The organism is Streptomyces radicis, assembly GCF_003626575.1.
In the GTDB taxonomy this organism is placed as follows: Bacteria; Actinomycetota; Actinomycetes; order Streptomycetales; family Streptomycetaceae; genus Streptomyces; species Streptomyces radicis.
In genome coordinates, this window is sequence record NZ_RBDY01000002.1 from 24,801 (window position 1) to 50,485 (window position 25,685).

A 25,685-nucleotide genomic window follows, 5' to 3' on the forward strand; every position below is an offset into this window, starting at 1 on the left:
CGAGGGCGTAGCCTCGGGCGGTGGAGACCGACCGCCTGAGGCTGCGCCCGTTCACCGGGGACGACGGGGACGTGCTCGCCGCGCTGCACGGCGACCCGGCCGTGATGCGCCACATCGACAACGGCCGCCCCGTCCCCCGCGACGTCGTCAGGGCCGAGCAGCTGCCCGCGCTGCTCGCCGAGTACCGCGCGCTGCCGCCCGGGCTCGGCGCACTGGCCGCGGAGGAACGCGATGGGGGCGCGTTCGTCGGCTGGTTCGCGCTGCGGCCCGCGGTGACGCGGGGGCTCACCGGGGGCACCGAGCTGGGTTACCGGCTGATGCCCCGCGCCTGGGGGCGCGGGCTCGCCACCGAGGGCGCGCGGGCCGTGGTGGGCGCGGCGTTCGCGGCGCACCCGTCCGTGACGCGGGTGGTCGCCACCACCATGACCGTCAACGCCGCATCCCGTCGGGTGCTGGAGAAGACCGGGCTGCGCCTGGTCAGGACGTTCTTCGAGGACTGGCCCGAGCCGATCCAGGGCGCCGAGCACGGCGACGTCGAGTACGCGGTCAGCCGGGCGGAGTGGGCCCGACAACGACGAAGCCGACGGGAACTACGCTGACCGCGTGACCATCGAACGCGTCGGCGTGATGTTCGACAGGGGCCAACGGCCCGAGGACCTGGCGGCGTTCGCCACCGAGGCCGAGGAGAGCGGCCTCGACGACCTCTGGGTCGTCGAGGACCTCTCGTGGGCGGGCGGCGTCTCGTCCGCCGCGCTGGCCCTCGCGGCGACGCGGCGGCTGCGCGTCGGCATCGGCATCATGCCCGCGCCCCTGCGCAACCCCGGGCTGCTCGCCATGGAGGTCGCCACGCTGGCCCGGGTGTTCCCCGGGCGGCTGGTCGCGGGCGTCGGCCATGGCGTGGGCGCGTGGATGGAGGGCGTCGGCGCGGGCACGCCGTCCAAGCTGGCGCTGCTCGGCGAGACCATCACCGCGCTGCGCGCGCTGCTCGCGGGCGAGACGGTCCGCGTGAACGGCCGCGCCGTGCGCATCGACGAGCTGCGCCTCGTCCACCCCCCGGCGACGCCGCCGCCCGTGGTGGCGGGCGTGGTGCGGCCCCGCTCGCTCGAGCTGTCGGGCCGCGTCGCCGACGGCACCGTGCTGGCCGAGGGCAACGGGCCCGCCCGGGTGGCCACCGCGCTGACCCACATCGCCCCGACCCGCCCGCACGAGCTGATCGTCTTCACCCACCTCCGGGTCTCCGACGACCCGGCCCTGCTGGCGGCCGAGGTCGCCCCGGTCGCCGAGGAGACGGCGGGCTTCCTCGGGGTGCCGACCGCGGACGCCTTCCTGGCGACCGGCGACGCGGCCACCGCCGCCGACCGGGTCCGCTCCCTGTGGCGGGCGGGAGCCACCACGGTGGTGCTCAGGCCGATCGGCGATGACCCGCTCGGCCAGGTCCGCGCCGCACTTGCCGCACTGCGCCCCGAGATGTGAACGGGGCGCCCCCGTGCGCCCGTTGCACCGTGGGGCGCCCCTGAGCCACGATGCGGGTCATGAGCCTGATGACCAACGGCATCGCCCCGGGACCGGTGCGGTTCCACTTGGCCTGTGACCGGATGGGCTGCCGGGCCGAGGTCAGCTTCGACCTGGTCATTGCCGACTCCCCGCCCGACTCCAAACCCGACGCCCCGGACGGCCACCGCGGGGGCATACCCCATGAGGCGGGGCAGGCGCGGCCCTACATCCGGGACATGGGCTGGCACGTCACCCAGGGCGGCGAGGGACACCGCTGCCCGGCCTGCTCCCTGCGCAGGGGGTAGCGCCCGCCCGGGCCGACGCGACGAGGTCGCCGAAGTCCGGGCGCCGACCGAGGGGTTGGCGTTCGGCGAGCGCCTGGACCGTGCCGACTCCGACCGGGTCCTCACCAAGGCCCTGCGGAGGGCGCTGCTCTACGGCGCCGAGCACGAGCTCACCGCACGCGGCGTAGGCCAACTCGTCGTCTCCGCAGCGGACTGGGCCACCGCAGACCAGCCCGAGGAGACGCGCACCGCGTGCTGGGCGCTGCTCCCCGCCCTCGCCCGCGCGCTCTTTGCCGACGAGGACCAGGCCGTGCTCGACGACGTGGTGGCGTGGCTCACCGAACGGGAGTACCCCGGCCCCTGGTAGCCCGCAGCACAACGGCCTCGCCTTCACCGGGTGATGGGGGGCCGTTCGCTGTTCCCCGTCGCGCACCCGGGAGTACCGTCTGACTGTCTAGGTCAGAACGGGAGGCCCATTATGCCCCAGTGGTCGGACTACACCAACGGTCAGCGGATCAAGATCCTTCGCGGTCGGGAGATCACCCAGCCGCAGCTCGCTGAGCGATGCGGCCTGAGCGTCGTCACTATCCAGAAAGCCGAGCAGGACAAGGTGTTGTCGCTGACCACCCTGTTGCGAATCGCCGGAGCGCTCGGTGTTGACACGAGCGTCATCCTGGGCCAACAGGCGCCCCGCCGGGCGATGTCCATGGACGACCGGGCCATGCTCCGCGAACTGTCGCGAGCTGTGCACGACTCTTGGGTGGGATTGCTGCCGAGGACAGTCGCCGCGCCGTCAGCCGACGAGTTGCGTGCGGCCGTTGATGCCTGCTGGGCCCGGTACTGGGAGGGGCACTACGCGGAGGCTGGCGCCATCGTGGCGCCGCTCCTTGAGGCAGCCACCGCGCATCGCCACGAACAGCCGCACGACCGGCAGGCAACCGCCTGGGGCCTGATCTCCGACGCACACCGACTGGCTGCCTATGTCGCGAACTTGATGGGGGCAAGGGATCTCGCCTACGCCGCGATCGGCCACGCCCAAGAGGCCGCGGAGTCCGCTGCGGACAACATGCGCCATGCCCTGGTCACGTCCGGCCGCGCTTGGGTCTACCTCCGGGACAGCAGGCTGAAGGCAGCGCTCGACCTCGCGGAGAAGTCCGCCGTGGACATTGAGCCCAGGTTCAGCCGGGCCACCCCGGGCGAGCTGGTGGCCTACGGCTCACACGTCAACTTCGCGGCGGTCGTGGCGGCACGGCTGGAGAAAAAGGAGCGAGCGAAGGAATTCCTCTCTCAGTCCCACGCGGCCGGTGCGCGCCTCGGAGAGGAGATTGCCGCCCACGGCACGCGGTGGGGGCCGGTGTCGGCCACCACTCAGGCCGTGGGGGTCAACGTCGGGCTGGGCAGGATCGGCAAGGCGCTGGCGCTGGCGGACGACATCAAGGACGTCTCTGCGCTCAGTCCGGCCGCGCAGAACCGGTATTCGATGGATCTGGCTCTGGCCCAAGCACACGCTCGGCAGTGGGATGCGAGCCTGGACACCCTGGAAGAGACACTGACCAAGGCCCCGGAGTGGTCGCGACACCAAGTTCTCCCTGGCGTCATCGTGGAGAAGGTGGGCCGTGCTTCAACGGCCCGTCTCCGGCGGGTGTCGAAGCTGTTGGGAGTGTCGAACCCGGTGACTGGCGGGTTCGACACGGCGACGGAGAAGTCGGCTCTCTGAACCGTAATCGTCCCTAGGGGACAACTACGGTCAAGGAGCTCTCCATAGTCGTCCGGGGCGGACGACACGCGGCTTCGCCGGTTTGCGTAGTCGTCCGCCTCCTTTCTGTACTGATGCGTTGGGTAGTTGCATCGTTACTCCCATGCCGAGGACAGCAGCAACAAGCCTGCGACGCCGGAACATCGCCGACGCCTCCAGCGGCCACCCCCCGACCGCTGTGGTCATCTACCTCTGTCACCCGTCCGAGAGCACGACCCTCGCCGCCGCGGCGCGCCTGCGAGCGCACGCCGACGCACGCGACTGGGCGGTCGCAGCCGAAGTGTTGGACGTCACGGCCGTGGTGCCGCGTGCGGGGGTGGAGCGGGCGCGCAGCTACGTCCTGCTGCGCCAAGCCCACGGGATACTCACCACTACGCGCGAGGCACCTGCCCTGGCGAGCGAGCGTGATTGGCTCGCTGAGCACGGCGCCTTCCTCCAAGTCGTAGGGGATGACCGGTGACCGCCGTGCGCAGCCAGGCGCCGGGGCATCTGCCGCCCGCGCCGCCGCCGTTGAGCGACGACCAGCCGATCACGGTGATCGTCGGGCGGGACTGCCCGCCCGCGACGCCGCTCGACCTGTGCCTCGGCTGCCGCGATCGCGTTGCCGACCTCGCCAGCCACGTGTGCGCGGGCGATGCGCGGTGACCGAGGACTGCGTCGAGTGCCGGACGCCGCTGCCGCCGCTGGTCGTGGTCGCGGTGAAGCACAGCAGCAGCGGCGCGGGCTGGACGCACCGCGCGTGCCGGAACTGCCTGATCCGGGAGCGGCTGATCCCGTTCGTCTTCCACCCGCTCACCCACGACGGGACGCGGCTGCTCTACCCGGAGGTCGTCCCGAACGAACTGGTGGCCAAGCTCGCCGTGTTGGGCGAGTCGCCCGTTCTCGCCGCCCCGGTCGGGCGGCTGCTGGCCGCCGTGGCCCGCACGAAGAACCGCACGCTCGACGCCGACGAGTTCCACGCCGCGCACGACGAGGCGCGCGCCATCGTGGCGCGGCTGCGGGGCCTGGCCGCGAGAGGCGGGCTGCACCCGGTGCCGGGGGAGGCGCGGTGAGCGCCGTCATGGCGCCGCCCGCCGCGGCGCCCCAGGACGAGCGGATCCCTGCCCTGACGCACCTGACCGGACGCCAGCTCGGGGGCGCCGACTGCGCGTACTGCGGCCGACGCCTGGGGGCGTGGGCGCGCAAACTCGGCCGCCCGAGGCCGCAGTTACGCGGCCGGTACCCGGTGCAGCTGTGGGCGTGCGATCGGCGCTGCCCCCCTCGCCCGATACCGCGCCGCCCGCCCCCCGCCGCCGCCGCCGACCGCCCCTGACTCCCTGCCGTCGTCCGTGCGGCCGCCCCGCTGGGGACGGGTGCGGTCCGGACGGCGGCAGGGGCCCACCCCCGCCCGGGCGGTCCCGGGCGGCCCGCCCCGGCGCGCTTCCCCTGAGCGCCCCCGGGGCATCCGGCCCGGCACCCACTGCCCGGGGTGCCGGGCCACCCGCCCGCCTCGGCCTGGTCACACCGGAGCGGGCGGGCCCCACATCCAAACGAGAGGACGGCGCATGCCCACCAGGACCGAGGAGTTCCGCGACCCGTACAACCGGACACCCGGATGCCCCGGGCAGCCGGTGACAAGCGTGGCCACTCGCCACGCCATCCCCGAGTAAGGAGCGCACCGTGCTCGCCCGCCTGCTGCTCGGCGCCGCCTCGTGCGCGGTCGCCACCCGCTGAACCCCCCGGCCGACGTGTCCGCCGGGCACGCGGCCATACCCACCACGATCACGACCCGGAGTTCACCATCTTCTGGCCGTTCCTTTTCTGGCCCCCTACCCGGCCCCACCGACACGACGAGCGCCACCCCACTCGCCGCCCGCAGCGGCGGAAAGGGCGTAGGGCCACGAGCGTGCGACGCGTCGAGGGCACATCGAAGTCCATACGCGTCGGCGACGTTCTCACCATCGGCGAGCGCCACTTCAAGGTCATGACGCGCACCCGCGTCCACGGCGGGGTCAGGCTGCGGCTCACCTCGGGCGCCCTGTTCGTCATGTCCCACCGCACCACCCTCACCATCTGGCGCGCCGACCCGCCCGGCCTACGGCCCCGCTCCTTCTGGGAGACAGCCCTCCGCCAACCCCCACCCACCCGGGCGGAGATCATCGCTCAGACCGCCGTCGGCTGCGCCCTCGTCATCGTCATCGCCCTGGCGGTGATCGCGCGATGAACCCCACCGGGATGGTCGCGATCGAGATCACCGCCGCCACGGTCAAGATCGGCGACCAACTCGTCGTCGGAGGACGGCCCTACACCGTCTGCGACATGACCGCACTCGCCAGCGGCGGCAAACTGCTCCACTTCCACGGAGGCGAGTCGTTCCACATGGGCTGCTTCACCGCCCTGTGGGCCAGCCGCCACATCTCCCAACTCCCCGGCTTCATCCCACCCCGCCCCAGACGCTACGAGAGAACGCGCCGCTGAGAGCGTGCGGGGCCGCACCCCACCAGTAGAACCAGCACCTCAACGCCCCGCCCGACCGGTCAGCCGGGCGGGCGGGATGCCGAGGGCGCGCGCGATGTGGAGGAGCCGGACTACCCGCGGGCTCGTGACCGCCAGCTCGATCCGGACGAGCGTCATGCGATCGACGCCCAGCCGCTCGGCCAAACGCTCCTGGGTCAGGTCGGCGTGCTCGAGCACCGTGCGGATCCGCCGACCGATCTCCAGGCGCTCGGCACGGAGCCAGTCGGGCAGCGGATCGGACACCCTGCCACGCTGAAGTGATCATGGAAATCGGGTACTGCTGCTGACGCGGAGTCTCGCAAGCTCCTCGCGCGGCGATGGACATGCCCCACAGACGGAGCACCGGCGGAACGCCCCCCAGGCGCCGCCGGTGCTCCTCGTTCGTGATCGTCTGCGTTTCGCGCCAGCAGGGCGCCAGCAGCGAGCATGCTCATGCCAAGCAGGCTTGAGGGGCCCGCGCCAGCAGGTCTCTGACCTGGGGCTGGTCGGTAGGCCGTGTGGGACTCGAACCCACAACCAAAGGATTAAAAGTCCTCTGCTCTGCCAATTGAGCTAACGGCCCGCACGGAGCAGCATAGCCGGGGGGTGGGCCCGGCCTCGAAGGCTTTGGGGGCGTTCGAGGGCCGGGCCCGGGGGCCCGTGTCAGCTGTCGCGCTTCCAGCGGGGCTTGTACGACGAGCGGTCGTCGCGGCGGAACCCACCGCCGTTGCCGCCGCCGTTGCCGCCACCGCCGCCGTTGCCGCGCTGGCGGTTGTCGTCGCCGCGCCCGTAGGGGCGGCGGTCGTACGACGGACGGTCGTCGCGCCGGTCGTACGACGGACGGTCGTCACGGCGGTCGTAGGACGGACGGTCGTCGCGGCGGAACCCACCGCCGCCGCCCCGGCCCCTGCCGTCGTCGCGGCGCTGGAACGGACGGCGGTCGTCGCGGCCCTCACGCCGGTCGTCCCTGCGGTCGTCGCGCCGGTCGTCCCTGCGGAACCCTCCGTGACCCCGGCCCCGCTGGCCCTCCTCGTGGCGGGCCGCCTCGGCGCGCGCGGCCTTCTCCGCGCGCCGCGCCTCGCGCAGCGCCTCACGCTCGGCCTCGCGCTCCGCCTCCGCGAGCGCCAGGGCGCGCGCCTCGGCCGCCGCGGCGATCGCCTCGGCCGGGTCGTCGCCGCGCTCGCGGGCCGCGCGCCCGGTGAGGCGTTCGGCCTCCTCAGTCAGCTCGCCTGCCCGCTCCTTCGCGCGCTCGAGCTCGCGGCTCAGCCGCGCGACCTCGCCCTCCGCGTGCCGTACGGCGCCCATCGCCGCCTCGGCCTGGACCTCGGTCAGCGAGCGCGCGCCGATGATGTCGGCCACGTCAGGGTCGAACAGGTCGCCCCGCCCGATGATGTGTCGCGACGCCTCGACGCCCGCGTCCTCCATCAGCCGGAAGATCGTCCGCCGCTGGTGCGGCAGCGCCAGGGAGACGACCGTGCCGGAACGCCCCGCGCGCGCGGTGCGGCCCGAACGGTGCAGGTAGTCCTTGTGATCGGCGGCCGGGTCGACGTTGAGCACCAGGTCGATGTTGTCCACGTGGATGCCGCGGGCCGCGACGTCCGTGGCGACCAGGACGCTCGCGTGGCCGTCCTTGAAGTCGGCCAGGGTGCGCGTCCGCGCGCCCTGCGTCATCCCGCCGTGCAGCGCGTCCGCGCGCACGCCCGACTCGCGCAGCTGCCCCGCGACCCGGTCGGCGCCCAGCTGGGTGCGGACGAACACGATCGTGCGCCCCTCGCGCCCCGCGATGGCGGCGGTCAGCGGGGCCTTGTCGCGCGGCTTCACGATCAGCACGTGGTGCGACATCGTCGTGACGGCGCCCTGGGCCGCGTCGACCTCGTGGCTGACGGGGTCCACCAGGTACCGCTTGACGAGCGTGTCGATCTCGTGCTCGAGCGTGGCGGAGAACAGCATCCGCTGGCCGCCCGGCGGCACCTGGTCGAGCAGCTCGGTGACCTCGGGCATGAAGCCCAGGTCGGCCATCTGGTCGGCCTCGTCGAGGACGGCGACCTCGACGTCGTCGAGCGAGCACGCGCCGCGGCCGATGACGTCGCGGAGGCGGCCGGGCGTTGCCACCAGGATGTCGACGCAGCGCTCCAGGGCGTAGATCTGGTTCCCCATGGAGGTGCCGCCGCACACGACCTTCAGCCGCAGCCCGAGCACGTCGCCGTAGGGCTCGAGCGCGTCGGAGACCTGCATGGCCAGCTCGCGGGTGGGCGTGAGGATGACGGCGCGGGGCCGCTTGGCGGCGGTGCGGCCGCCCGCGAGGCGGGCGAGCAGCGGGAGCCCGAAGCTCAACGTCTTGCCCGAGCCGGTGCGGCCGCGGCCCAGGATGTCGTGTCCCGCCAGCGCGTCGGGGATCGTCGCGGCCTGGATGGGGAACGGGGTGGTCACGCCGTTCTCGGCGAGCTTGCGCACGATGTGCTGCGGCAGGCCGAGGTCGGCGAAGGTGGTCGTCGGCTCGTCGTCCAGGGGGAGAAGAGCTTCAGGGGTGGACACGGACATGCGAAGTGAGAACCTTCCGGAGTGAGGTGGTCGGCACGCGCCTTAGCTCCGTAGGTGCTCTGGACCGCCTGGATGCGGTCAGCCACGGCTGGACGAGGAACGCGCCACACGGCGCGCTGCATCGGGGCGCCGGGAAGTGGGATCAAACGATCTACAAGCATACGCAGGGTGCGGGTGGACACGCAAATGGGTCAGCTCGCCCCCTCGGGGACGGGTGGGGCCTCGGTGGGCGCGGTGGCGGACGGCGACGGCTCGGGCGCCGGTGCGGGCTCGGGCGCGGGACCCGGCTCGGGCGCGGGCTCGGGCGGCGGCGGGGGCGCCTGCTCCGATGGGCGCCCTGGGTCGTCGGCCGGGGTCGGGGAGTCCTGCTCGGAACCGGCCTGGTCCTCGGCGTCCGCACGCGCGTCGGACCGTTCGGGCGCGGGCCTCGCGTCGTCCTCGACGGGCGTGGGCACCTCGGGCGGCGGGCCGCCGTCGCGCTCGGCGTCCCCCGCGGGGCGGTCGGGGTCGGCGCCGCGGGGGGCGCGTTCGGCGTCGGTGGACTCGGGCACGGGCCGGTCGTCGGGCTCGACGGTCACACAGCCGCCCAACGCGGCGGCCAGGGCGGCGACCGGGACGAGCAGCGCGGCGGCGGGGGCGGGGCGGGGTCGGCGCACGGTGGCACCTCCGGGGCGGGGCGGGCGGGATTCCGCCCTCTCAACTCCCGCACCCGGACGGAGGACACGCGCCCGCGCCGGTCATCCGCGCCCCGGGCGCTTCACCCGTAGCCGAGGGCGTGCAGCCGCTCGTCGTCGATCCCGAAGTGGTGGGCGATCTCGTGGACGACGGTGATCTCGACCTCCTCGACCACCAGTTCGCGGTCGCCGCCCTCGCGTCGGCAGAGCCGCAGGGTGGGGCCCATGTAGACGGAGATGCGGTCGGGCAGCACGCCCGCGTACCACTCGCCGCGCTCGGTGAGCGGCGTACCCTCGTAGAGCCCGAGCAGCTCGGGATCGTCGGGCGGAGGCTCGTCCTCGACAAAAACGGCCACATTGTCCATGAGCCGCGTCAATTCCGGCGGAATCCGGTCAAGCGCCTCGCTGACCAGCCCCTCGAACTCCTCACGCGTCATCTCCAGCACAGGGGCCATTCTCCGCCAGCGGAAGTCTTTTGGTGATCCCCCCGGGCATCCCATATGCTGCTCGGGTCTTCCGGCCCCCGTCGTCTAGCGGCCCAGGACGCCGCCCTTTCAAGGCGGTAGCGCGGGTTCGAATCCCGTCGGGGGTACCCAGAACAAGGGAACGTGTCGGGTGGCCGGAGCGGTCCGTTGTGTCAGCCCCCTCGATCAAGCCGCTGAAGCGTCCGCCGCCCCTCTGCCAGGTCCGTACGGTGGCCGACACCTCTTCCGCTGCGTCGGGCGTGATGAGCACTCGGATCGCGACCTCCTCCCGGGGACGGCTGTAGCGCACCTCTAGGTCGAAGGCGTCGTAGAGCTTGCACTGGATAGTCTCTGGGCAGCGGTCCACGCGTAGGCCGACCTCGGGTAGCGCGTCCAGCAGCGCGGGGTCGCCCGGTCCGTCGTCGGTGGGAGGGTTGACAAGCTCGCTGATCTGCCGCTTGAGATCCTGCCGTCGCTGTTCAAGGTTCGCGTGCTCTTTTCGGATCGCCTCACGAAACCGATCCTCGTGTGCCGGGTCGACGGCCTCCTGGCCTTGCTGGTCATCCCCGCTCGCCGCACCCGCTGCGAGACTCCGGATGAGCCGAACTTGTTTGGCCTCAAGCGCTCCCACCGACCGTTCAAGCGCCGCTCGTTCGTCCCAACAGGACTCTGCCTTGGCCGACGCGCTCGTGAGGGCGAGGCTACGGCCGAGATGCGCGCGGCGGTCGGGCCCGAAGACCCGGGAAGCGAAGAAGTCCGCGATCGTGCCGAGAAGTACGTCCTCACGGACCCAGAGTCCTCGTGGATGGACTCGATACCAGTCCTCGTCGCGATGATGGTGGTTGTTTGGCTGACAAGCGTAGTAGAGACGCTGGTGGCGAGCCTTACCCTCCATACGTCGCCCGCACATGTCACACCGGACGCGGGAACGCAGCGCGTACGAACGGCGACTGGCCGGGTGGTGGTTGATCCCGGCGCCGCTGCGGGATCCCTGCCGGGTCCGTGCCACGGCTGCCGCCCTGTCGAACAGCTCTTTCGTGATGAGGGGCTCATGGCAGGGCCGAGGCGACCAGACCCATTCCTTCGGGTCGTTGTGACGTCCGCCCTGCTTCATCGCCCGCCGGTTCCAGACCTGGTAGTCGGTGTACTTCGGGTTGTGCAGGATCTCGCGCACGGCCGACCCACTCCACCGGCCGAGCGTGGCCCCCCTACGGGTTGCCTCCGGCGGCGGGTAGTGGTCAGGATCTCTGTTCAGCCAGTCGGCGATGCTGTCGTAGCCGAGCTTGTCGACGACGCGGAGCTGGAAGATCCGCGTGACCGTCGACGCGCGCTTCGGGTCCGGCACGAGGCGGTGCTTCGTGCGGCCCTCCGCGCGACGAGCGGGCACCGGATGGGGAACCTTCTCGGCCAGGTACCCGTATGGCGGCTTCCCGGTATTCCAACCCTGCCGGGTATGTTCGACGAGGCCATCCCACGACAGCTCCAACATCTGCAGGACGTACCACTCGGAGACGGCTTGCTTGACCCGACGGGTCAGGACGGGCGTTGCCCGCTTAGCTCGGCGGCCGGTGACGATGGGCTCGTCCGCAGCGCAGAGCGCAACCCCGGCTTGTTCCAGGTCGTATTCGATCTTTGTGCCGAAGTAGGTCCGCCGAGCAACTCGTTCGATGGACTCACAGATGACAACGGCGAAGCGCCGGTCGGGATGTTCGGCCTCAGCGAGAAGATCGGCGATTCCCCCATCGCGAGGGATCGGGATCTTGAAGCGGCTGTGGGCGAGGGAACGCCCACGTGCGTCAAGGTCCTTCCGACCAGACTCGACGTCGTAGAAGTGGGCTACGATCACCCAACCTGGCGGCAGGGCCGCTCTGGAATTACCAAGCTGGCGAGGCAGGGAAAGCGTCGGGTCTTGCTGATCCTCGGTGGAGGTGCGGCCGAGCCAAGCGACCGGGACAGTGACCGGGAGCGCGTCGGGAGCAGCCGCTGCGGCCCAGGGTCGGTCAGGCGCGGGCGATGTCCAAGTCGTTCCCCCAGTTGATGATTGCTGCATACGACTGCTGACCCTTCTCCGGCCGCGGCGAGCACCGGATGAGACCCGCGCCTCTGTCACTCAGAGCCTCAGGCGGTCCGGTCATCGCTGGGATGAGCGGTCGCCCACTCCAGCACCGCACGGATCGCTGTGGCCTGACGCTCGCGCAAAGCGTCACCGTCCTCGCCGTCGATGACGACGTAGTGGACAATCACCCGGAGCCGTCCTCCTCTTGGCTGTTTGCTTCCGTCATTGGGAGGCCCAGCCCCGTCGTGGGTGATCGACGACCATGGACGCTCCGTCTCGCCGAGCACTTCAAGCCCGCCATCCCCCTCACGGGTGACGGCACCCGAACCCGCTTCGTTCACCCCAGCTCCGGTGCCGCCGGACACGGGTGCGGCGAGCCTTGGCTCACGGGGCAGCCATGCACGCAGATGCGCGCTGGTGCCGAGCGCCGGGGCTGTGAGCACGAACGCCGCGTCCGCGTGTCGGTTCCCGGCTTGCGGAAGATGAGGACGTCCTCGTGGGCGATGAGGTGGAGGGGCAGTCCTCGGCGGCGGGCGTCGCGGGTGTTCTTCATCTGGAAGAACGAGGGGCGTAGGACGAGGTGGTCGTCGCGGATCCCGGCGAGGAGGGCGGCGCAGCGCTCGACGGGGAGGAGTCCGGCGTGGCGGCCCGCGGCGAGGACGGCGGTGGGGAGGTCGATGAGTTCGCCGCGGGTGCGCCAGGGGCGGGCGGTGACGACGGCGGTTCCGCCGGGGCGGAGGAAGAGGGTGGCCTGTCGGAGGATGTGGGCGAAGGCGACGAGGAGTTGGTCGGTGCTGGCGTGGGCGAGGTTGCGGGGGTCGCGGCTGTAGTGGGCGTTGCGCTTGGTGACGCCGGGGGTGCCGGTCTCGCTGGTGGAGCGGACGTGGCCGTGGGCGGAGTCGCCGTAGGGCGGTGAGGTGACCACCAGGGCGACCTCGCCGCGGTGGTGCGGTGCGAGGAGGGTGTCGAGGTGGCGGGCGTCGCCGTGGACGACGTCTCCCCGGCCGTGGCGCATGGCGTCGATGGCGTGGTGGAGGTTGGCGCGGGCGAGGTCGGCCCAGCGGCGTTCGTACTCCGTTCCGATGGCGTCGCGGCTCAGGCGGATGGCTTCGACGAGGGTGGTGCCGATGCCGCACATGGGGTCGAGGACGAGGTCGCCGGGGCGGGTGTAGCGGCGGATGGCGTGGGCGGCGATGGCGGGGAGCATAAGTCCGGAAGGACCACGGCGCGCACGGCGGCGCGCAGAAAGCGGCGGTCCCTGGGGCGGCGACCCAGGTGAGCCCGCTCGGCCCGCGATTCCTCCAGGAGTTGACCCGCCGCGTCCAGCGCCGTCCCGCGCAGCGGGACCGGCGTGGCCCAACGCGTGTGGGCCGCGTGCGCCGCCTCGTGGGTGAACGCACCCCAGGCCACGGGGTAGCGCTCCTCGTCCCCGGGGAGGGCCGGGTCGATCGTGGCGGGATCCAGCGGGGCGAAGAGGCCGATGTCGATCTCCAACTCGGCCAGGGTGGGGAAGAACGCCGCCGGTGCCCCCGAGCGGGTCTGGTGCTCGCAAGCGACCAACACGTCTTCCCTCTCGGCGAGTTCGGGCAGCCGCGCGGAGAGGGCCGCCGCGATGCGCAGCCACTCCTCGGCATGCGGGCGCGGCAGAACGGGGGCGGCGGGGCCGCCGTCGTTCTCCCAGCGGGCGGCGGCCCGTTCGTCCTCGGTGAGGGCGGGCGGGGTGTGCTGAACGTGGGCTCGGGTGCTCGCGGGCATGGCGGGATCAGTCCCTTCCGGGGGGTTGATTCGGAGGGGGCGGCCGGTGGCCGCAGGGTGAGGAGGGGGTCAGAGCTGACGGCCCAGAGCCAAGGCGTTCACCGCGCGACCGGTGGCCCTGGTGACGATCTCGGCGACCGTGTCGCGGTCCTCCAGCGGGGCGATACCGACCAGGTTGGCGAAGGCGGCGTCAACGCCGAGGACATCGGCGATTTTCTGGAAGGCGATCAACTCGCGGAGCTGCGGGGCCCACCCGATGTCGCCCGCCTCCTGCAACTTCGCCAGGCGCCGGGCGATCCGCACCGCCGTCCGGTCAATCTTCAGCGAGGCGGCGAGGTCGTAGTCGGACCCCACCTGCACCTGCACGCTGAACCGACTCGCCAACGCCTCGGTCAGGACCGCGCCGTGCACACCGGGGTTGTGACCGGCCACGACATAGAAGCCGTCGGCAGCGGTGATCGTCTCGCCCTTGTGCGCCTTGACCTGGATCTGCCTGCGGCCGTCCATCGCGGGGTACAGGGCAGCGAGCACCTTCGGCGAGATCAACGTGGCGTCATCCAGCAGGAGAGCCCTGCCCTCCCGCATGGCCGTGATCAACGGACCGTGGACGAACGCGTAACCGCCGTGCTCGTCCTGGGTGTACTCGCCGATCAGATCGCCGACCGTGGTGTCCCCATCCCCCGCAACCGTGATCAGGTCGGGGAAGGCCGCCTCGATCAGACTCGTCTTCCCGGTTCCCGGCGGCCCGTACAGCAGCACCGGCACACCCGCCTCACGCAACCGCCGCAACGCCTCGACGTCCGGCAACTCCGCCAACGCCCGAGGGTGGTAGGTCTGCCCGTTCGGGCGGGTCACCGGCAGCGGCCTCCCGAGGGAGGAGGAACGCGCGGGCGCCCGCGTCGGCACGGGGCGAGACGGTTGTGGCGCACTTGCCGCGCCGGGTGGTGGCCCGGCGGGGCGTTGCGCGGCGGCGGCGGTCGCCGAAGTCGCCCGATACATACGGGGGTTCGTACTGACCCGCTCGGCCTGCCCCCGGGCCACCAACGTCTCGCACGCGTTGCCCACGGCCCCGCCCGAGTGCCCCAGCTGGTTCGCCAGCGCCGTCACGGTGAACCTCGCCGACGTGTTCGCCACGAGAACCTGCGCGATCCGCGCGCGCAGCTCACCCGGGCGCGCTTTCCGCCCCGCACCGGTCAGCGGCCCCGCCGCCCCCGTAGGAGGCTTCGCCGCTGTCACGGGCGGGGGCATCGGGGGACCGGGCGGCGGGGAGGGGGGCGTGGAGGAGGCAGTCATCGGTCGCGCCTTTCAGCAACAACGGATTGCTGGCCGGGTACTGGAATTCGGCACAGCTATCCAAATCCGGACACACGTCACCCGTCATTCGCATTCCAGAATTTCGGGCCATTCCCATGGGCGGGGCTTTTGTTCAGCCCCTTCGGGAACAACACCAATATATCTCGATGCCGCGCCCGCCGGGCGCCGAATTCGGCTCTGAATTCCTGGAATTCCCACGAATTCACGACGGGAATTCAGGGAATTCGATAAAGGCACGACACAAGCCGTCGCCGTCGGCAGGCCCCACGACCGTTTCCAAGGCACTGACATGCTGTCATGGGCGCGCCCCCGGGGGCAGGTGCCCCGGAGGCGGCAGGCGGCGGGTGCGGGCTCGGCCATGAGGGTGCGGGCGAGGAGGCAGCCCTTCGCCCCAGCAGGAGGCCACCGAGGCGCGCCTCACCCCAGGAGAGAGGAAGAACCCAAATTGGGCTTGAAAAGAGAAAGGAGAAAGACGGAAGGAACAGGCAGCGGGAGAGACAACAGCGATACAGGACACCGAGGTACGGGGGCTGGGCACGCTGTGGGGTGGATCGGGATACGTTCCTGTACCGATATACAGTCGGCCCCAACTGCGCGCGGCACACGGGCACCCCACCAGTATCGACACGCCGGGCGCATGGTCCTTTCAAAGCAAGACCACCGGATCGATCGACATGAAAAGACCTCCGGCCAGATCACACGTGACTCAACCCGTTCGACTCCAACTCACGTGACCCGACGGCCTCGTGTTCCGGTCCCCAAGTCCTTGTGGAAACAGCGATTGCGAACCCTCCAGGGCGGATGACGGCACGGCGTCTCGGGTGCAATTGACTGGGCCCACGTCCGGTTGCGAGCCCTCCAGGGCTGATGACGGCCTGTGGACCGTGGTTCTGCGGCAGATCGCGCCGCCGATGTTGCGAGCCCTCCAGGGCTGATGACGGCGTGTGGATGCGCGGCCCGTCGCCGTACCTGCTGGTGCCGTTGCGAGCCCTCCAGGGCTGATGACGGCCTGATGTCGGCCCCGCGTGGCAGCGCCGCCTGCGGGTGCGGATGACGGCGTTGCGAGCCCTCCAGGGCTGATGACGGCGTCCTTACCCAGCGTCGGCAAGCCCCCGGATACAACGTTGCGAGCCCTCCAGGGCTGATGACGGCGCGGTCGTAGCCCGCGGCGTACGGCAGGCACCACACTGGTTGCGAGCCCTCCAGGGCTGATGACGGCAGCGGTACTGCGGACTTTGCGGTCCGCTGGTTCGCGTTGCGAGCCCTCCAGGGCTGATGACGGCCGCTCACTCCGGAGGGCGTGACGCCGCAGTTCCTGGTTGCGAGCCCTCCAGGGCTGATGACGGCCGCAGGTGTCCCCCAGGAACATCTCCTCCCTCACCCAGTTGCGAGCCCTCCAGGGCTGATGACGGCCCCGACCGCAGCTGGTGGAGGCCATGGGAAAGGTGCTGTTGCGAGCCCTCCAGGGCTGATGACGGCTGGCCGACGTCCACGTGCAGGAGACCGTTCGGTGGTTGCGAGCCCTCCAGGGCTGATGACGGCGTGGCCGAGCTGCTGGGTGAGGTGGCACTGCGGGTGTTGCGAGCCCTCCAGGGCTGATGACGGCGCCGGGCCGTCCTGGACCCTGGCGCTGTCGAAACCGTGTTGCGAGCCCTCCAGGGCTGATGACGGCCCCTATGGGATTGAGGTTCACGCGCTGACGGATCTGCCGTTGCGAGCCCTCCCGGGCTGATGACGGCGTGGCCGGGCAGCACACCCTCGTCTTCTGCCAGTACCGGTTGCGAGCCCTCCAGGGCTGATGACGGCGCCGGGCCGTCCTGGACCGGCTGACCAGGATGCTCGAGTTGCGAGCCCTCCAGGGCTGATGACGGCTCCGCGACGAGGACGTCGCCGGCGCCCCCGCGCTGGCGTTGCGAGCCCTCCAGGGCTGATGACGGCGTGGTGGTGTGCCGGGAGTACGGTCTTCCCGACTTCGGGTTGCGAGCCCTCCAGGGCTGATGACGGCCTGCTCATCCCCCAGCAGAGCGCGCACGGCCGAAATCGAGGTTGCGAGCCCTCCAGGGCTGATGACGGCTAGGAGACACGGGCGCGGAGGTCCACGAGCTGCCTGGGTTGCGAGCCCTCCAGGGCTGATGACGGCTGATCACCCCCATCCGTCCGGTGCCATAGCGCCGCAGTTGCGAGCCCTCCAGGGCTGATGACGGCCTGTCCCAGGCCGCGATTGCGGCCCGGACCGGTGCCCGTTGCGAGCCCTCCAGGGCTGATGACGGCCTCAAGGTCCGGGTGCCCGCCGACTGGACGGGCGCGTTGCGAGCCCTCCAGGGCTGATGACGGCACGCCCCTATGTGCTGCTGTCCGCCGCCATGAGCGTGTTGCGAGCCCTCCAGGGCTGATGACGGCGCGTTGTCGTACGCCCGGTCGTGGTGGGCGCGTTCCTGTTGCGAGCCCTCCAGGGCTGATGACGGCTCGACAGCCGCCGTTTCAGGGCTCGTCGGGCCTCCGCGTTGCGAGCCCTCCAGGGCTGATGACGGCCAGTGGATCGTGGTGGCTGACCTGACCCGGCAGTGCGGGTTGCGAGCCCTCCAGGGCTGATGACGGCGCGCCAACTCCCCGACGGCACCCACCTGATGAGCTAGGTTGCGAGCCCTCCAGGGCTGATGACGGCCCGAGGGTAAAACCGCTGGTCAGGAGGTGTCCTGGGCGGTGGTCCGGGCCGGATTTTGCAGCGAGTCGGCGGTAGTGCATCGGTGCAGGTCAGATGGGGTGCTGCTCGTCAGAGGATTTCGCCGGGGCCGCCGAGGGGGAGGCCGAGGGTCGTGGATTCGACGAGGTCCGGGGAGCGGGTGGTGTAGGCGACGATGCTGTCGTGCTCGGGGTCGATCACGCCGTCGAGTGCGGCCATCAGGGCACGGTACTGGGCGGTGGAGAGTTCGCCCTGGAAGTGGCTGCGCTGGGTCCAATGGAGGTACTTGCGGCAGGTCTTGAGGACCTTCGGGTTGCGTTCCACGGCGGTGTCGTAGACCAGGATGACGAAGATGTGGATCACCACCAGGGGCGGAACGGCTTGTAGGGGGTGCCTTCGAGGCAGAGGCGGACGAGCTTGAGGGCTTCGAGGTGGATGATCTCCTCGTAGCTGACCTTCCGTTTGAGCGAGCGGTGGTGGACGGTCGTGGCCAGTTCCTCCTTCACCATCATGGCGACCTTCTTCCGTCCGCTCTTGCTGAGGGAGGCTCTGCCGACCTCGGTCTCGAAGTCGCTGGGCTTGAGCGCCTTCTGGCTCGCGGCGCGCCTGAGGAGGCGCTCGGCGAAGAGGGGCTTGAAGGGCTCGGAGATATCGAGGGCGAGGGTGTTGCGGCGGCGGTCGGTGTCGGAGTGGAGGAAGCCGATGGCCGGGTGGAGCGGGCTGGTGCGCAGGGCGGTGAGGACGCGTGCGTAGACGAGGGCGTTGAGGTAGCTGATGAAGGCGTTGCCCGCGTTGGTGGGTGGTCGGCGGGTGCGTCCTTCGAGGCGGAGCCAGGTGGGGAGTTGGGTGTCGAGGACGGCCCAGCCGGTGCGGCGGTAGTTGCCCTCCTGGCCCATGATGGCGTCGCTGTCCTTGCAGTCGGGTAGGGCGCCTCGCAGGGTGTCCAGCGCGGCGTCGAGTAGGTCGGTGTCCAGGGCCCAGCGGAGGTTCTCGGCGGCGGCGGTGACGAGGGCGCGTCCCACGGTGGCGCGTTGGTCGGGGTCCGCGGTGAGTTCGACCTGCCGGCGTAGAACGCTGGCCGAGGACATTGATTCCGAGGGCGCGAAGTGGCCCGCATGGTTGCCGTAGTGGTCGAGGACGTGGAGCGTCACGCCGTTGCGGCTGAGGAGCGACAGGGCAGAGGTGTTGACGTCGACGTGGTCGAAGGCGACGAGGTCGCGGATGTCGGTGATGGGGATGCGGACCGGGCTGCCGTCGGCGCGTTCGACGCGGACGCTGTTGTCCTCGCGGCGGATGCGGCAGGGTTCGGTCAGCCAGTAGGTGCGGCCGACGGCGGGCATCAGTCTCCCCAGCAGTAGTCGAGGTAGGAGCAGCCGCGGCACTGGGGGCGGGCGAGGCGGGCGGGTGCGGTGGGGGCGGCGATGACGGTGCGGGCGCGGGCTTCGGCGTCTTCGGCCTCGGCGCGCGCCGCGGTGTCCCATGGGACGTCGGTGGTGCGGCGGATGAGGGGGTAGTGGACGGTGCCGCCGCGGACGGCGACGCCTCGGCGTTCCAGGAGGAGGCAGTAGTGCCGGACCTGGGCGGTGTGTGCTTCGGCGGGGGCGCGGGAGGACTTCGTCTCGTGGATGACGGCGCCGGTGGTCACCCAGTCGATCTTGGCCTCGCCGAGGTCGATGTCGCGGCGGCGGGTGTAGGTGGTGTCGTCGACGACTTCGCCGAAGGCGACGAGGTCGCTGCGTTGCTCGGGTCGGTAGCCGCGGGTATAGAGCCACAGTTGGCGGGGGCAGTGGTAGAGGTATTTGATGTGCACGCCGCCGAGTTGGGTGGTCTCATCGTTCAGGTCGTGGGCGGGCTGGTTCACAGGACCGTCTCCGGGTCGGCGTCCGGTGGTGTCAGCCCGGTGTCCGGGGCGTAGGTGCCCTGGTGGATCACATGGACGCGGAGGGTGCGGTCCCACGTTGCGTCGTACGTCTTCAACTGGCGGTAGGGCAGCGGGATCAGGAGTCCGGTGGCGAGGAGGGGGTCTCCCCTCTTCCCCGTGGTGCGGCTGCGGTACTCGTCGGTGTTCTCGTGGTGCAGGACGTCGACGCTGTCGAACTGCTCGTTGAGCCGGTCGGCGAACTCGCCGCGGTCCTGGAAGGGGTCGGTGAAGGTGAGGAAGCTGGTGGCGAACTCGTTGCGGGCGCGGCGGGCGGCCTCGGCCCACTCCGTTCCCCAGGGGCTGTCGTAGGCGGCGGCGAGGAGGCGGTCGATGTCCTCTTCGCTGAGGGTGTCGACGCCGTCGGCGACGAGGTCGGTCAACGCGTGCCAGGCCGCGGCCATCGCGCCTTGGTCGTAGGGGCGGTCGGTGGTGGCGCGGTGGACGCGGAACTCAACGGGACCCTCGGGGTGGCGGCCGCGGCGGTTGACGCGGCCCGCTCGCTGGGCGACCGCTTCGACGGGCGCGCACTCGACGGCCGCGCGGTCGAAGTCGAGTTGGAGGGAGACCTCGACGGCCTGGGTTGCCACGACGAGTCCGCCGCGTCGGTCCGTCTCGCCGGGGCGGCGTTCGGGGTGGCGGCGCAGGAGGTTCTTCTCGATGGCGTCGCGGTCGCGGTACTTGAAGCGGGAGTGGAGCAGGAGGGCGGCGTGCGGATCGTCGGGGCGGCTCTTGCGGGCGTCGTCGGCGAGCTCGGCGTGGACGCGCTGGGCGGTGGCGACCCGGTTGGCGACGACCAGGACGCTGTGGCCTTCGGCCAGCCGGTCGCGGATGCGGCCCAGGCTCACGGGTGAGTCGAGCGGCTCGTCGTCCAGGACGAGCCGGTGCCTGACGGGGCTGGTGCCCGGTGGCGCGCGGTAGCTGGTGACCGGCTGGGTGAGGCTCTCGTCGATGAGCGTGGTCATGGGCGGGGCCAGCGTGGCGGAGAGCACGGCGACCCGGCTGCCGAGCCGTTCCCACAGGGCCATCGCCGCGCACAGGCGGCCGAACGTCTCCGGCTCGTAGGCGTGCAACTCGTCGAGGACGAAGAGGGAGTTGGCCTGTTCCAGCAGAACGGAGGAGTAGGCGGGGCCCGCGATGGCCGCGCGCAGGAGCTGGTGCGGGGTGGCGACGCGGAGGCGTTGGGTGAACAGGCGCATGGCCGCGGCGCGGGCGCGGGCCTGCTTCGCCTGGGCCGCGGTGGGTTCGCCCTGTTCGGGTCCGCAGTCGTCGTCGACGGCCTGGGTGAGGAGGGCGTGGGCGACGGTGCCGTGCAGCAGGCCGATGTCCGCCGCCTTGTCGCCCGGGGCCGGGACGAGGTCGCGCTGGAGGCGGAGGCGTGCGGCGTTGAGGGAGGCACGGTAGGGCAGCGTCCACACCAGGCGTGGCCGCCCTGGCATGGTGGCGAGCTGGCGGGCGGCCCAGGCCAGGCCGCTCTCGGTCTTGCCGCTTCCGGTCGGGGCCATCAGGATCAGGTGACCCTCGGTGGCGGCGGCCTGCCGCTGATGGGGGTAGGGCGGGTAGGGGAGGCGGGCGAAGTAGTCCGCGTCCAGCGGCATATGGGTCTGCAACGGGACGTGTGCCGAGCCCGCGTGATCGGCCAGGGTCAGAGCGCCCTGGGCCAGGACGGCGAGCAAGCCATGGTCCGGCTTGACGGGCTCCCGCCAGGTGTCCAGCAGGTGGTGGAGGAAACGACCGGCGCGTTCGGCGAGGGTGGGGGCGCCCGGCGCCTGCGGAGGCGGATCCATGGCGAACGCCCCGGCGAGCCAGGCCAGCAGCTCTCGGTGGAGGCTTCGCGGGACCTGGACCTGAGGGCCTTGGGGACCGGGGGTGAGGGTGAACGCCTCGTCCCACCGTGTGTGGGCGTTGTACAGCTGCGACAGGCTGGGCTTCCCGTTGGCGTGCCCGGATGCGGAGTGCAGGGACCGGTGGTGGGTGGCGACCAGGGTGCCGATCATCAGCCGGTCCGCGTCGCTCCAACCGGCGGCCTCGGCCGCCAGGTCGACATAGGCCAGGGACAGTACTTCGTGCCGCTCGCCCCACGGGGGCCCGCCGGGGGGCAGCTGCCGTTGGAAGCCCTCGGCGACCTTGCCCGTGTCGTGGAGGATCGCGGAGCGGCGCACCCAGTCCCAGAAGGAGGGGGCGGTGGCGAGCACTCCCGCTCGGGCCACCCGGCCCTCGATCTCGGCGACCGTGTCATGGACGATGCGCGAGTGCGTGGTGAGCCGCTCCGGGTCCTCCCAGGGCTTGGACTTGGCGCGGGTGTCGGCCAACGTGCGAGCCCTGGCGCCGCCGTTCACGTGCCCAGCAGCCATACCGCCTGCCCCTCCCATCCGCCGTCCGTCGTCTGCCGGAAGGCGCCACGCACCGGTCGGCGTCCGGGAGGAACGTCGCACCACAGGTAGTCGGCCCACGAGGTGGTGAGGCGGTCGGCGGAGATGCTGGCCGCCATGCGGTGCAAGAACGCCTCTCCGACGTCGTGTCCACCCCGCGGCGCCAGTGCGTGCCCGACCACCGCCTCCGCGGCGGGCACTAACTCCACCGGCCGCAACGAGGTCAGGTGCACGATGTCCTGGGATCGGCCCAGCCGCAGGGGCCAACGCGGCCGCCGCAGCGCCCTGGCGACGCGCTCGCCCTCCTGTCCCGGCAGCCACACCGACAGGTGGACGTCGGCGAGGAAGGGGCGCTCCCGGATGGTCATGCCGCCCTTGACCGCGCGCACGCGGCCGGCGACCGCCGGGTTGGAGCCATCCGCCGCGATGGGGTGGAACGTCTCCGCGTCCACCCCGCTCCCCTCCGACCAAGCGGCCATCCCCAGGGGCAGATCCTCAACGGGCCTCCCGGTGGCCGCCGCCAGCAGCCCGCGGACCGTGGAGGGAGGCGGCAGCGGAAGGCAGCGACTCACCCCGGGAAAGAGAGGATCCCGGAACGACGCGAGGGGCGCGTAGAACTCCGCCCGCCACGCCGGGACCGGCTCGTTCGACATCCTCATCACCGCGCCGGGTCGTCGAACCAGGCGTTGTGCCGCCCCTCGCGGAGCTCCTTCGCCAAGCCGCGCAGGATCGTGCGGGGATGGTCGATCACGATGTGATCCTTCGCGATCTCACTCGCGCACTTCTTCTCGAAGTCCTCGCGCTGGGCTTCGCGGAAGCCCGGGCGCCAGCCGATCCGCACCGGCGTCTCCCACTCCCCCTCCCAGGCACGCAGCTCATCCAGCAGCACGTCGCCGCGGACGCGCAGGCCGGTGCCGGGCTCGCCGTCGATGACGTGAGCCAGGGGGTTGATGCCCCCCTTGAACGGCACCAGCACGATCAGGTCGGGCACGCGGTCGCCGTAGTGCAGCGCCTGCTTGGCCCCGCCGCTGAGCTGCGCCAACGCCTCGAGCAGCAGCGCCGTGCGCGCCCGGCGTTCCTCGATGGGCAGCCGGACGGCCGCCTGGTCCCTGAAGGTGACGGTGGTGGCTCCGGCGGCAGCCGCCTGCGCCACCTGGAGCGCCTGCTCCTGGCTGAGATAGTTCGGCCGACCGACGCCACCGCCGTCGGGGAGGGTGAAGGTGCCGATTCTCGGCACGTCCAGCAGGAACGGGGCGGCCAGGTCCGCGGTGTAGAACTCGTGGCCGTGGAGCACCGGCTCGGCCACCCCCCGAGCCATGACCCCCCAGTCCTCCGTCGGGTAGGCGGGCTCCACCGACAGCAGGGTGCCGAGCATGAACGGGCTGTCCCGCAGGGTGGTGGCCGCCCCGTCCTTGCTCGAACCGGCCTTCATGTAGCCGAAGAGGTCGTCGTCCGCGTACCGGACCGGATCGGCCGCAGTGTTCGCCTTCTGCGCCTTGTTCTGCGCCTTGCCCACCCGGGTGACCGGGGAGGGCACGGCCCCCAGCTCGATCATGCTGTCGCGCGTCCAGCGGCGCACGGCCTGCGCCGAGACATAGGGGTAACGGCCACCGCGGATCCGCGCGCTCTTCACCCGCCCCGTCGTCGCCTCGCCCTTGCCGTTGTTGGGGGCGCTCGCCCGCACGGAAAGCACCATCTTGCCCGCCAGGTACGCCATCACGCCGCTCCCATGTCGTAGTCGTCGTCCTCGTCGCGAAGCATCGGCTGCTCCAGCAACCGTTCCTCCCTGTCCCGCTCCACCTCGTCGGCGGGCGGGGCGTTCACCGCGACGCCCCGCTGTTGAAGCAGCTCGAGCACCCGGGCGGCCAGCAGCATGCGCTGCTCCCAGGCGCGGGGGCGCTGGCTGATCAACGGCGCCCAGTCATCCGGACCAGCCGCGGCAGACCGACCGTCGAAGACGAGGCGGAAGTGAGCCTGCGTCAGCAACGCCCCCAGCTTGTAGTCGCTCAACGCGACGTTCCGGTACTCCGCCAGCCGCCCCCGGGGGTTACCCGAGCCATGCTGGATCCAGTCGGCGATCACGGTCGCCACGGGCGTCGGATCGGGCTCCATTCCCAGAATCTCCTTGGCATAGGTAAAGGCCAGCCGCGTCAGATCAGCGCGATCCCGCGCACCCCACGACCGACCGGCGTCCTGCGTGAGAAGGTGGTGAAGCTGCCACAGCAGGGAACGGCTGCGACCGTCCTCAGCCTCAAAGAGCAGCCGTGCGGCCTCCGCGGCGCCACCGGCCACCACCACACCGTCCTTGTCCCGCCGCGTCAGCGCCACTTCGAGCAGCCGCCAGCCCCGGCGCAGCGGAGCGTTACCCTGCACCACGGCCAGAAAGCGAGGAAGCGCCCGGCGGGTGGAGGTGACCCGGAGCCATGGCTCCTGGTTGTCGTTCTTGAACGTCCACAGCGTCGTCGCCGACAACTCCTCGCGCACGGCAAGCAGAGCGCGCACGGCCACCAGCTCGGGGCGTGCCGCGGCCGACAGCTTCCCGAACCCCAGCTGCATCACCCGCCGCGCCCGCAGGACGTTGCGCTCGGCGAACGCGCGCTCCGCCCGCTCGCTCTCGCACGACAGCACGCTCGCCGACCCCGCCGTCACCCAGGCCCCGTACGGCAGCGCCCAGACCGCCACCCGGCACCCGCGGCAGACCGGCCAGCCCGGCACGCCGGGCGGCAGGGTGTTCAACGCCTTGCTCGTGTCGAACATCGGCAGGTTCGACTTCGTCCACACCACCGGCGTCGGCGCCCCGCAGAACGTGCAGGGGTGGGCCGCACCGTCCGCCCCATCCGGCGCGAACAGCGCCGCGACCGCCTCCTCCATGACCGCGCGGTCCCGAGTCCTTTTGCTGTGCGTGGGCTTGGAGTTGGGGTACAGCGCGAACAGGACCTTCCACCAGTCGTAGACGGCCTCGTCCTTACCGGCCAGGGCGGCGGCGCACACGTCGTCGACGACGCGGGCCGCGACGGCGTCCAGATCGGCGACCGTCACCTCGCCCGGACTCTCACGCCCCGCCAGTACCGCGACGGCCCACGCACCCGCACGCTGAAGCGGATGACTCGTCAACGGCAGCACAGCCGAGGCCACGACAGGCGCGCTCACCGGACCCACCCGAAGCCCTGGACCGTGTCCAGTCCAAGTCCCCACGACCGCAACGCCTTGACGAACCGCGCGTCCGCCTCCATGGCCACCCGCACCCTGGCACCGATCCTCGGCGCCCCCCGCACGGTGAACCTCCGCCGCGGCCCGGCTTCCAGCACCTGGAGCCCCTCCGGCGCCGGAAGCCCGAGCACATCCGCCTTGTGCACGAGGTTGTGCTGCAACCGCTCGACGAAGAAGGGGTCCCCCGGCAGCAGATACCGGCTCTCACGCTTGACGATCACCGGGGTCATCGTGTCGAGAACGACCGGACCGCTCGGTTGCGGCACATCGACGTCCAACGTGAAGCCCCGCATCTTCAACCGAGCCGCTCCCCAGACGATTTCGGCCCGCGAGGCCAACGACGTGATGAGCAGCGACGCGATCTCCGGCACCGGAGACCCGAACCACACCGACCCGTCGCGGGAGGTGGTGTACACACCGTTCTTCCGCGGGGCACCCTTGAACTGCGGACTCGTCAGCCCCAGGGGCCTCAACCCATGCCCGCGCCACCCCTCATCGTGCAACGACCGTGCCAGACCGGCGTCCTGGCTCCCCAGCAGCCCATACACAACGGCCCGCGCCGGACCGTGCACGTCCTCCCACCGCAGGCTCGGCACATCGGCCGCCACGTCGACCCTGACTCGCATACCACCCCAACTATCCCGAAACGCACTTTCACGCCGCCGAGGAAGGTGACGGCATGCATTCAG

The 25,685-nt window shown here is 71.4% G+C and carries 26 protein-coding genes, 2 tRNA genes, 1 pseudogene and 1 CRISPR repeat array; of the genes and pseudogenes, 11 read left to right on the forward strand and 18 right to left on the reverse strand.

Features of this window, described 5'->3' with window-relative positions; genetic code table 11:
• The first annotated feature begins 20 nt into the window (after nt 1-20).
• From D7318_RS02990 to D7318_RS03035, 10 genes are all read left to right on the forward strand, one after another.
• Complete coding sequence (locus D7318_RS02990) at nt 21-599, forward strand: GNAT family N-acetyltransferase (protein ID WP_120695271.1); 579 nt, start codon at nt 21-23, stop codon at nt 597-599.
• A 4-nt stretch (nt 600-603) separates the two neighbouring features.
• Nucleotides 604-1,473 carry an LLM class flavin-dependent oxidoreductase gene (locus tag D7318_RS02995; RefSeq protein ID WP_120695272.1) on the forward strand — a complete coding sequence of 290 codons (870 nt, stop codon included), beginning with the start codon at nt 604-606 and terminating at the stop codon, nt 1,471-1,473.
• 59 nt (nt 1,474-1,532) lie between these two features.
• Entirely contained in the window at nt 1,533-1,799 is a 267-nt protein-coding gene (locus tag D7318_RS03000) for a hypothetical protein (protein ID WP_120695681.1), read from the forward strand.
• A 55-nt stretch (nt 1,800-1,854) separates the two neighbouring features.
• A complete protein-coding gene (locus D7318_RS03005; protein WP_120695273.1) occupies nt 1,855-2,145 on the forward strand; it encodes a hypothetical protein in 291 nt (96 codons plus the stop codon).
• A 111-nt stretch (nt 2,146-2,256) separates the two neighbouring features.
• Nucleotides 2,257-3,495 (forward strand): helix-turn-helix domain-containing protein, encoded by a 1,239-nt coding sequence (locus D7318_RS03010; RefSeq protein WP_120695274.1) that lies wholly within the window; start codon nt 2,257-2,259, stop codon nt 3,493-3,495.
• 495 nt (nt 3,496-3,990) lie between these two features.
• Nucleotides 3,991-4,179, forward strand: coding sequence for a hypothetical protein (locus D7318_RS03020; protein ID WP_120695276.1), 189 nt, complete (start codon nt 3,991-3,993; stop codon nt 4,177-4,179).
• The gene (locus D7318_RS03025) at nt 4,176-4,586 is read left to right on the forward strand and encodes a hypothetical protein (protein WP_120695277.1); all 411 of its coding nucleotides are present in this window, start codon (nt 4,176-4,178) and stop codon (nt 4,584-4,586) included. Before D7318_RS03020 ends, D7318_RS03025 begins: the two co-directional genes overlap by 4 nt.
• Nucleotides 4,583-4,846: a hypothetical protein gene (locus tag D7318_RS32365; protein ID WP_147437598.1), complete on the forward strand. Its 264-nt coding sequence runs from the start codon at nt 4,583-4,585 to the stop codon at nt 4,844-4,846. The genes D7318_RS03025 and D7318_RS32365 overlap by 4 nt, the downstream gene beginning before the upstream one ends.
• Nucleotides 4,847-5,419: 573 nt before the next feature.
• Nucleotides 5,420-5,737 carry a hypothetical protein gene (locus D7318_RS03030; protein WP_120695278.1) on the forward strand — a complete coding sequence of 106 codons (318 nt, stop codon included), beginning with the start codon at nt 5,420-5,422 and terminating at the stop codon, nt 5,735-5,737.
• Entirely contained in the window at nt 5,734-5,991 is a 258-nt protein-coding gene (locus D7318_RS03035; protein WP_147437599.1) for a hypothetical protein, read from the forward strand. Before D7318_RS03030 ends, D7318_RS03035 begins: the two co-directional genes overlap by 4 nt.
• Nucleotides 5,992-6,030: 39 nt before the next feature.
• On the opposite strand, the gene D7318_RS03040 is transcribed toward D7318_RS03035, so the two are convergent.
• The 5 genes from D7318_RS03040 to D7318_RS03060 form a co-directional block, all read right to left on the reverse strand.
• Nucleotides 6,031-6,273 carry a helix-turn-helix domain-containing protein gene (locus D7318_RS03040; RefSeq protein ID WP_120695280.1) on the reverse strand — a complete coding sequence of 81 codons (243 nt, stop codon included), beginning with the start codon at nt 6,271-6,273 and terminating at the stop codon, nt 6,031-6,033.
• Between the two features lie 246 nt (nt 6,274-6,519).
• Nucleotides 6,520-6,592, reverse strand: a tRNA-Lys gene (locus D7318_RS03045).
• A gap of 80 nt (nt 6,593-6,672) precedes the next feature.
• Nucleotides 6,673-8,550 (reverse strand): DEAD/DEAH box helicase, encoded by a 1,878-nt coding sequence (locus tag D7318_RS03050; RefSeq protein WP_120695281.1) that lies wholly within the window; start codon nt 8,548-8,550, stop codon nt 6,673-6,675.
• 191 nt (nt 8,551-8,741) lie between these two features.
• On the reverse strand, nt 8,742-9,206 hold the full coding sequence (locus D7318_RS03055; RefSeq protein WP_120695282.1) for a hypothetical protein: 465 nt from the start codon (nt 9,204-9,206) through the stop codon (nt 8,742-8,744).
• A 101-nt stretch (nt 9,207-9,307) separates the two neighbouring features.
• Nucleotides 9,308-9,670 carry a metallopeptidase family protein gene (locus D7318_RS03060; RefSeq protein ID WP_181727464.1) on the reverse strand — a complete coding sequence of 121 codons (363 nt, stop codon included), beginning with the start codon at nt 9,668-9,670 and terminating at the stop codon, nt 9,308-9,310.
• A gap of 73 nt (nt 9,671-9,743) precedes the next feature.
• Between D7318_RS03060 and D7318_RS03065 the strand changes: the two genes are divergently transcribed.
• Nucleotides 9,744-9,816: transfer RNA gene (locus D7318_RS03065), tRNA-Glu, on the forward strand.
• 929 nt (nt 9,817-10,745) lie between these two features.
• Here the strand turns inward: D7318_RS03065 and D7318_RS33655 are convergent.
• From D7318_RS33655 to cas6, 13 genes and pseudogenes are all read right to left on the reverse strand, one after another.
• Nucleotides 10,746-11,738 (reverse strand): annotated as a pseudogene (locus D7318_RS33655) (recombinase family protein); the annotation flags it as partial.
• A gap of 68 nt (nt 11,739-11,806) precedes the next feature.
• A complete protein-coding gene (locus D7318_RS32370; RefSeq protein ID WP_147437600.1) occupies nt 11,807-12,085 on the reverse strand; it encodes a hypothetical protein in 279 nt (92 codons plus the stop codon).
• Nucleotides 12,082-12,951, reverse strand: coding sequence for a TRM11 family SAM-dependent methyltransferase (locus D7318_RS03075; protein WP_120695283.1), 870 nt, complete (start codon nt 12,949-12,951; stop codon nt 12,082-12,084). The genes D7318_RS32370 and D7318_RS03075 overlap by 4 nt, the downstream gene beginning before the upstream one ends.
• Nucleotides 12,840-13,499, reverse strand: a complete 660-nt coding sequence (locus D7318_RS03080) for a hypothetical protein (protein ID WP_230423296.1) — start codon at nt 13,497-13,499, stop codon at nt 12,840-12,842. Before D7318_RS03080 ends, D7318_RS03075 begins: the two co-directional genes overlap by 112 nt.
• Before the next feature lie 69 nt (nt 13,500-13,568).
• Nucleotides 13,569-14,648: an AAA family ATPase gene (locus D7318_RS03085; protein ID WP_230423377.1), complete on the reverse strand. Its 1,080-nt coding sequence runs from the start codon at nt 14,646-14,648 to the stop codon at nt 13,569-13,571.
• A 945-nt stretch (nt 14,649-15,593) separates the two neighbouring features.
• A CRISPR array of direct repeats spans nt 15,594-17,478; the repeat unit is 29 nt; unit sequence GTTGCGAGCCCTCCAGGGCTGATGACGGC.
• 108 nt (nt 17,479-17,586) lie between these two features.
• The gene (locus D7318_RS03090; RefSeq protein ID WP_230423298.1) at nt 17,587-17,862 is read right to left on the reverse strand and encodes a CRISPR-associated endonuclease Cas2; all 276 of its coding nucleotides are present in this window, start codon (nt 17,860-17,862) and stop codon (nt 17,587-17,589) included.
• A complete protein-coding gene (gene cas1b / locus D7318_RS03095) occupies nt 17,856-18,836 on the reverse strand; it encodes a type I-B CRISPR-associated endonuclease Cas1b (protein ID WP_120695284.1) in 981 nt (326 codons plus the stop codon). The genes D7318_RS03090 and cas1b overlap by 7 nt, the downstream gene beginning before the upstream one ends.
• Complete coding sequence (locus D7318_RS03100; protein WP_120695285.1) at nt 18,836-19,357, reverse strand: CRISPR-associated protein Cas4; 522 nt, start codon at nt 19,355-19,357, stop codon at nt 18,836-18,838. Before D7318_RS03100 ends, cas1b begins: the two co-directional genes overlap by 1 nt.
• A complete protein-coding gene (cas3, locus tag D7318_RS03105; protein WP_120695286.1) occupies nt 19,354-21,768 on the reverse strand; it encodes a CRISPR-associated helicase Cas3' in 2,415 nt (804 codons plus the stop codon). Before cas3 ends, D7318_RS03100 begins: the two co-directional genes overlap by 4 nt.
• Nucleotides 21,750-22,445, reverse strand: coding sequence for a CRISPR-associated protein Cas5 (cas5, locus tag D7318_RS03110; RefSeq protein WP_120695684.1), 696 nt, complete (start codon nt 22,443-22,445; stop codon nt 21,750-21,752). The genes cas3 and cas5 overlap by 19 nt, the downstream gene beginning before the upstream one ends.
• Nucleotides 22,445-23,503 (reverse strand): type I-B CRISPR-associated protein Cas7/Cst2/DevR, encoded by a 1,059-nt coding sequence (gene cas7i / locus D7318_RS03115; RefSeq protein WP_120695287.1) that lies wholly within the window; start codon nt 23,501-23,503, stop codon nt 22,445-22,447. The genes cas5 and cas7i overlap by 1 nt, the downstream gene beginning before the upstream one ends.
• Nucleotides 23,503-24,936, reverse strand: a complete 1,434-nt coding sequence (locus D7318_RS03120; protein WP_183091305.1) for a hypothetical protein — start codon at nt 24,934-24,936, stop codon at nt 23,503-23,505. Before D7318_RS03120 ends, cas7i begins: the two co-directional genes overlap by 1 nt.
• A complete protein-coding gene (cas6, locus tag D7318_RS03125; protein ID WP_230423300.1) occupies nt 24,933-25,604 on the reverse strand; it encodes a CRISPR-associated endoribonuclease Cas6 in 672 nt (223 codons plus the stop codon). The genes D7318_RS03120 and cas6 overlap by 4 nt, the downstream gene beginning before the upstream one ends.
• Between the last annotated feature and the right edge of the window lie 81 nt (nt 25,605-25,685).

What these genes read in the sequence shown, in the direction of transcription:
- D7318_RS03010 (WP_120695274.1), top strand. Translation starts at nt 2,257, where the DNA reads ATGCCCCAGTGGTCGGACTACACCAACGGTCAGCGGATCAAGATCCTT.
- cas7i (WP_120695287.1), bottom strand. Translation starts at nt 23,503, where the DNA reads ATGGCGTACCTGGCGGGCAAGATGGTGCTTTCCGTGCGGGCGAGCGCC.
- cas5 (WP_120695684.1), bottom strand. Translation starts at nt 22,445, where the DNA reads ATGAGGATGTCGAACGAGCCGGTCCCGGCGTGGCGGGCGGAGTTCTAC.
- cas1b (WP_120695284.1), bottom strand. Translation starts at nt 18,836, where the DNA reads ATGCCCGCCGTCGGCCGCACCTACTGGCTGACCGAACCCTGCCGCATC.
- D7318_RS03000 (WP_120695681.1), top strand. Translation starts at nt 1,533, where the DNA reads ATGAGCCTGATGACCAACGGCATCGCCCCGGGACCGGTGCGGTTCCAC.
- D7318_RS03080 (WP_230423296.1), bottom strand. Translation starts at nt 13,499, where the DNA reads ATGCCCGCGAGCACCCGAGCCCACGTTCAGCACACCCCGCCCGCCCTC.
- D7318_RS03035 (WP_147437599.1), top strand. Translation starts at nt 5,734, where the DNA reads ATGAACCCCACCGGGATGGTCGCGATCGAGATCACCGCCGCCACGGTC.
- D7318_RS03050 (WP_120695281.1), bottom strand. Translation starts at nt 8,550, where the DNA reads ATGTCCGTGTCCACCCCTGAAGCTCTTCTCCCCCTGGACGACGAGCCG.
- cas3 (WP_120695286.1), bottom strand. Translation starts at nt 21,768, where the DNA reads ATGGCTGCTGGGCACGTGAACGGCGGCGCCAGGGCTCGCACGTTGGCC.
- D7318_RS03075 (WP_120695283.1), bottom strand. Translation starts at nt 12,951, where the DNA reads ATGCTCCCCGCCATCGCCGCCCACGCCATCCGCCGCTACACCCGCCCC.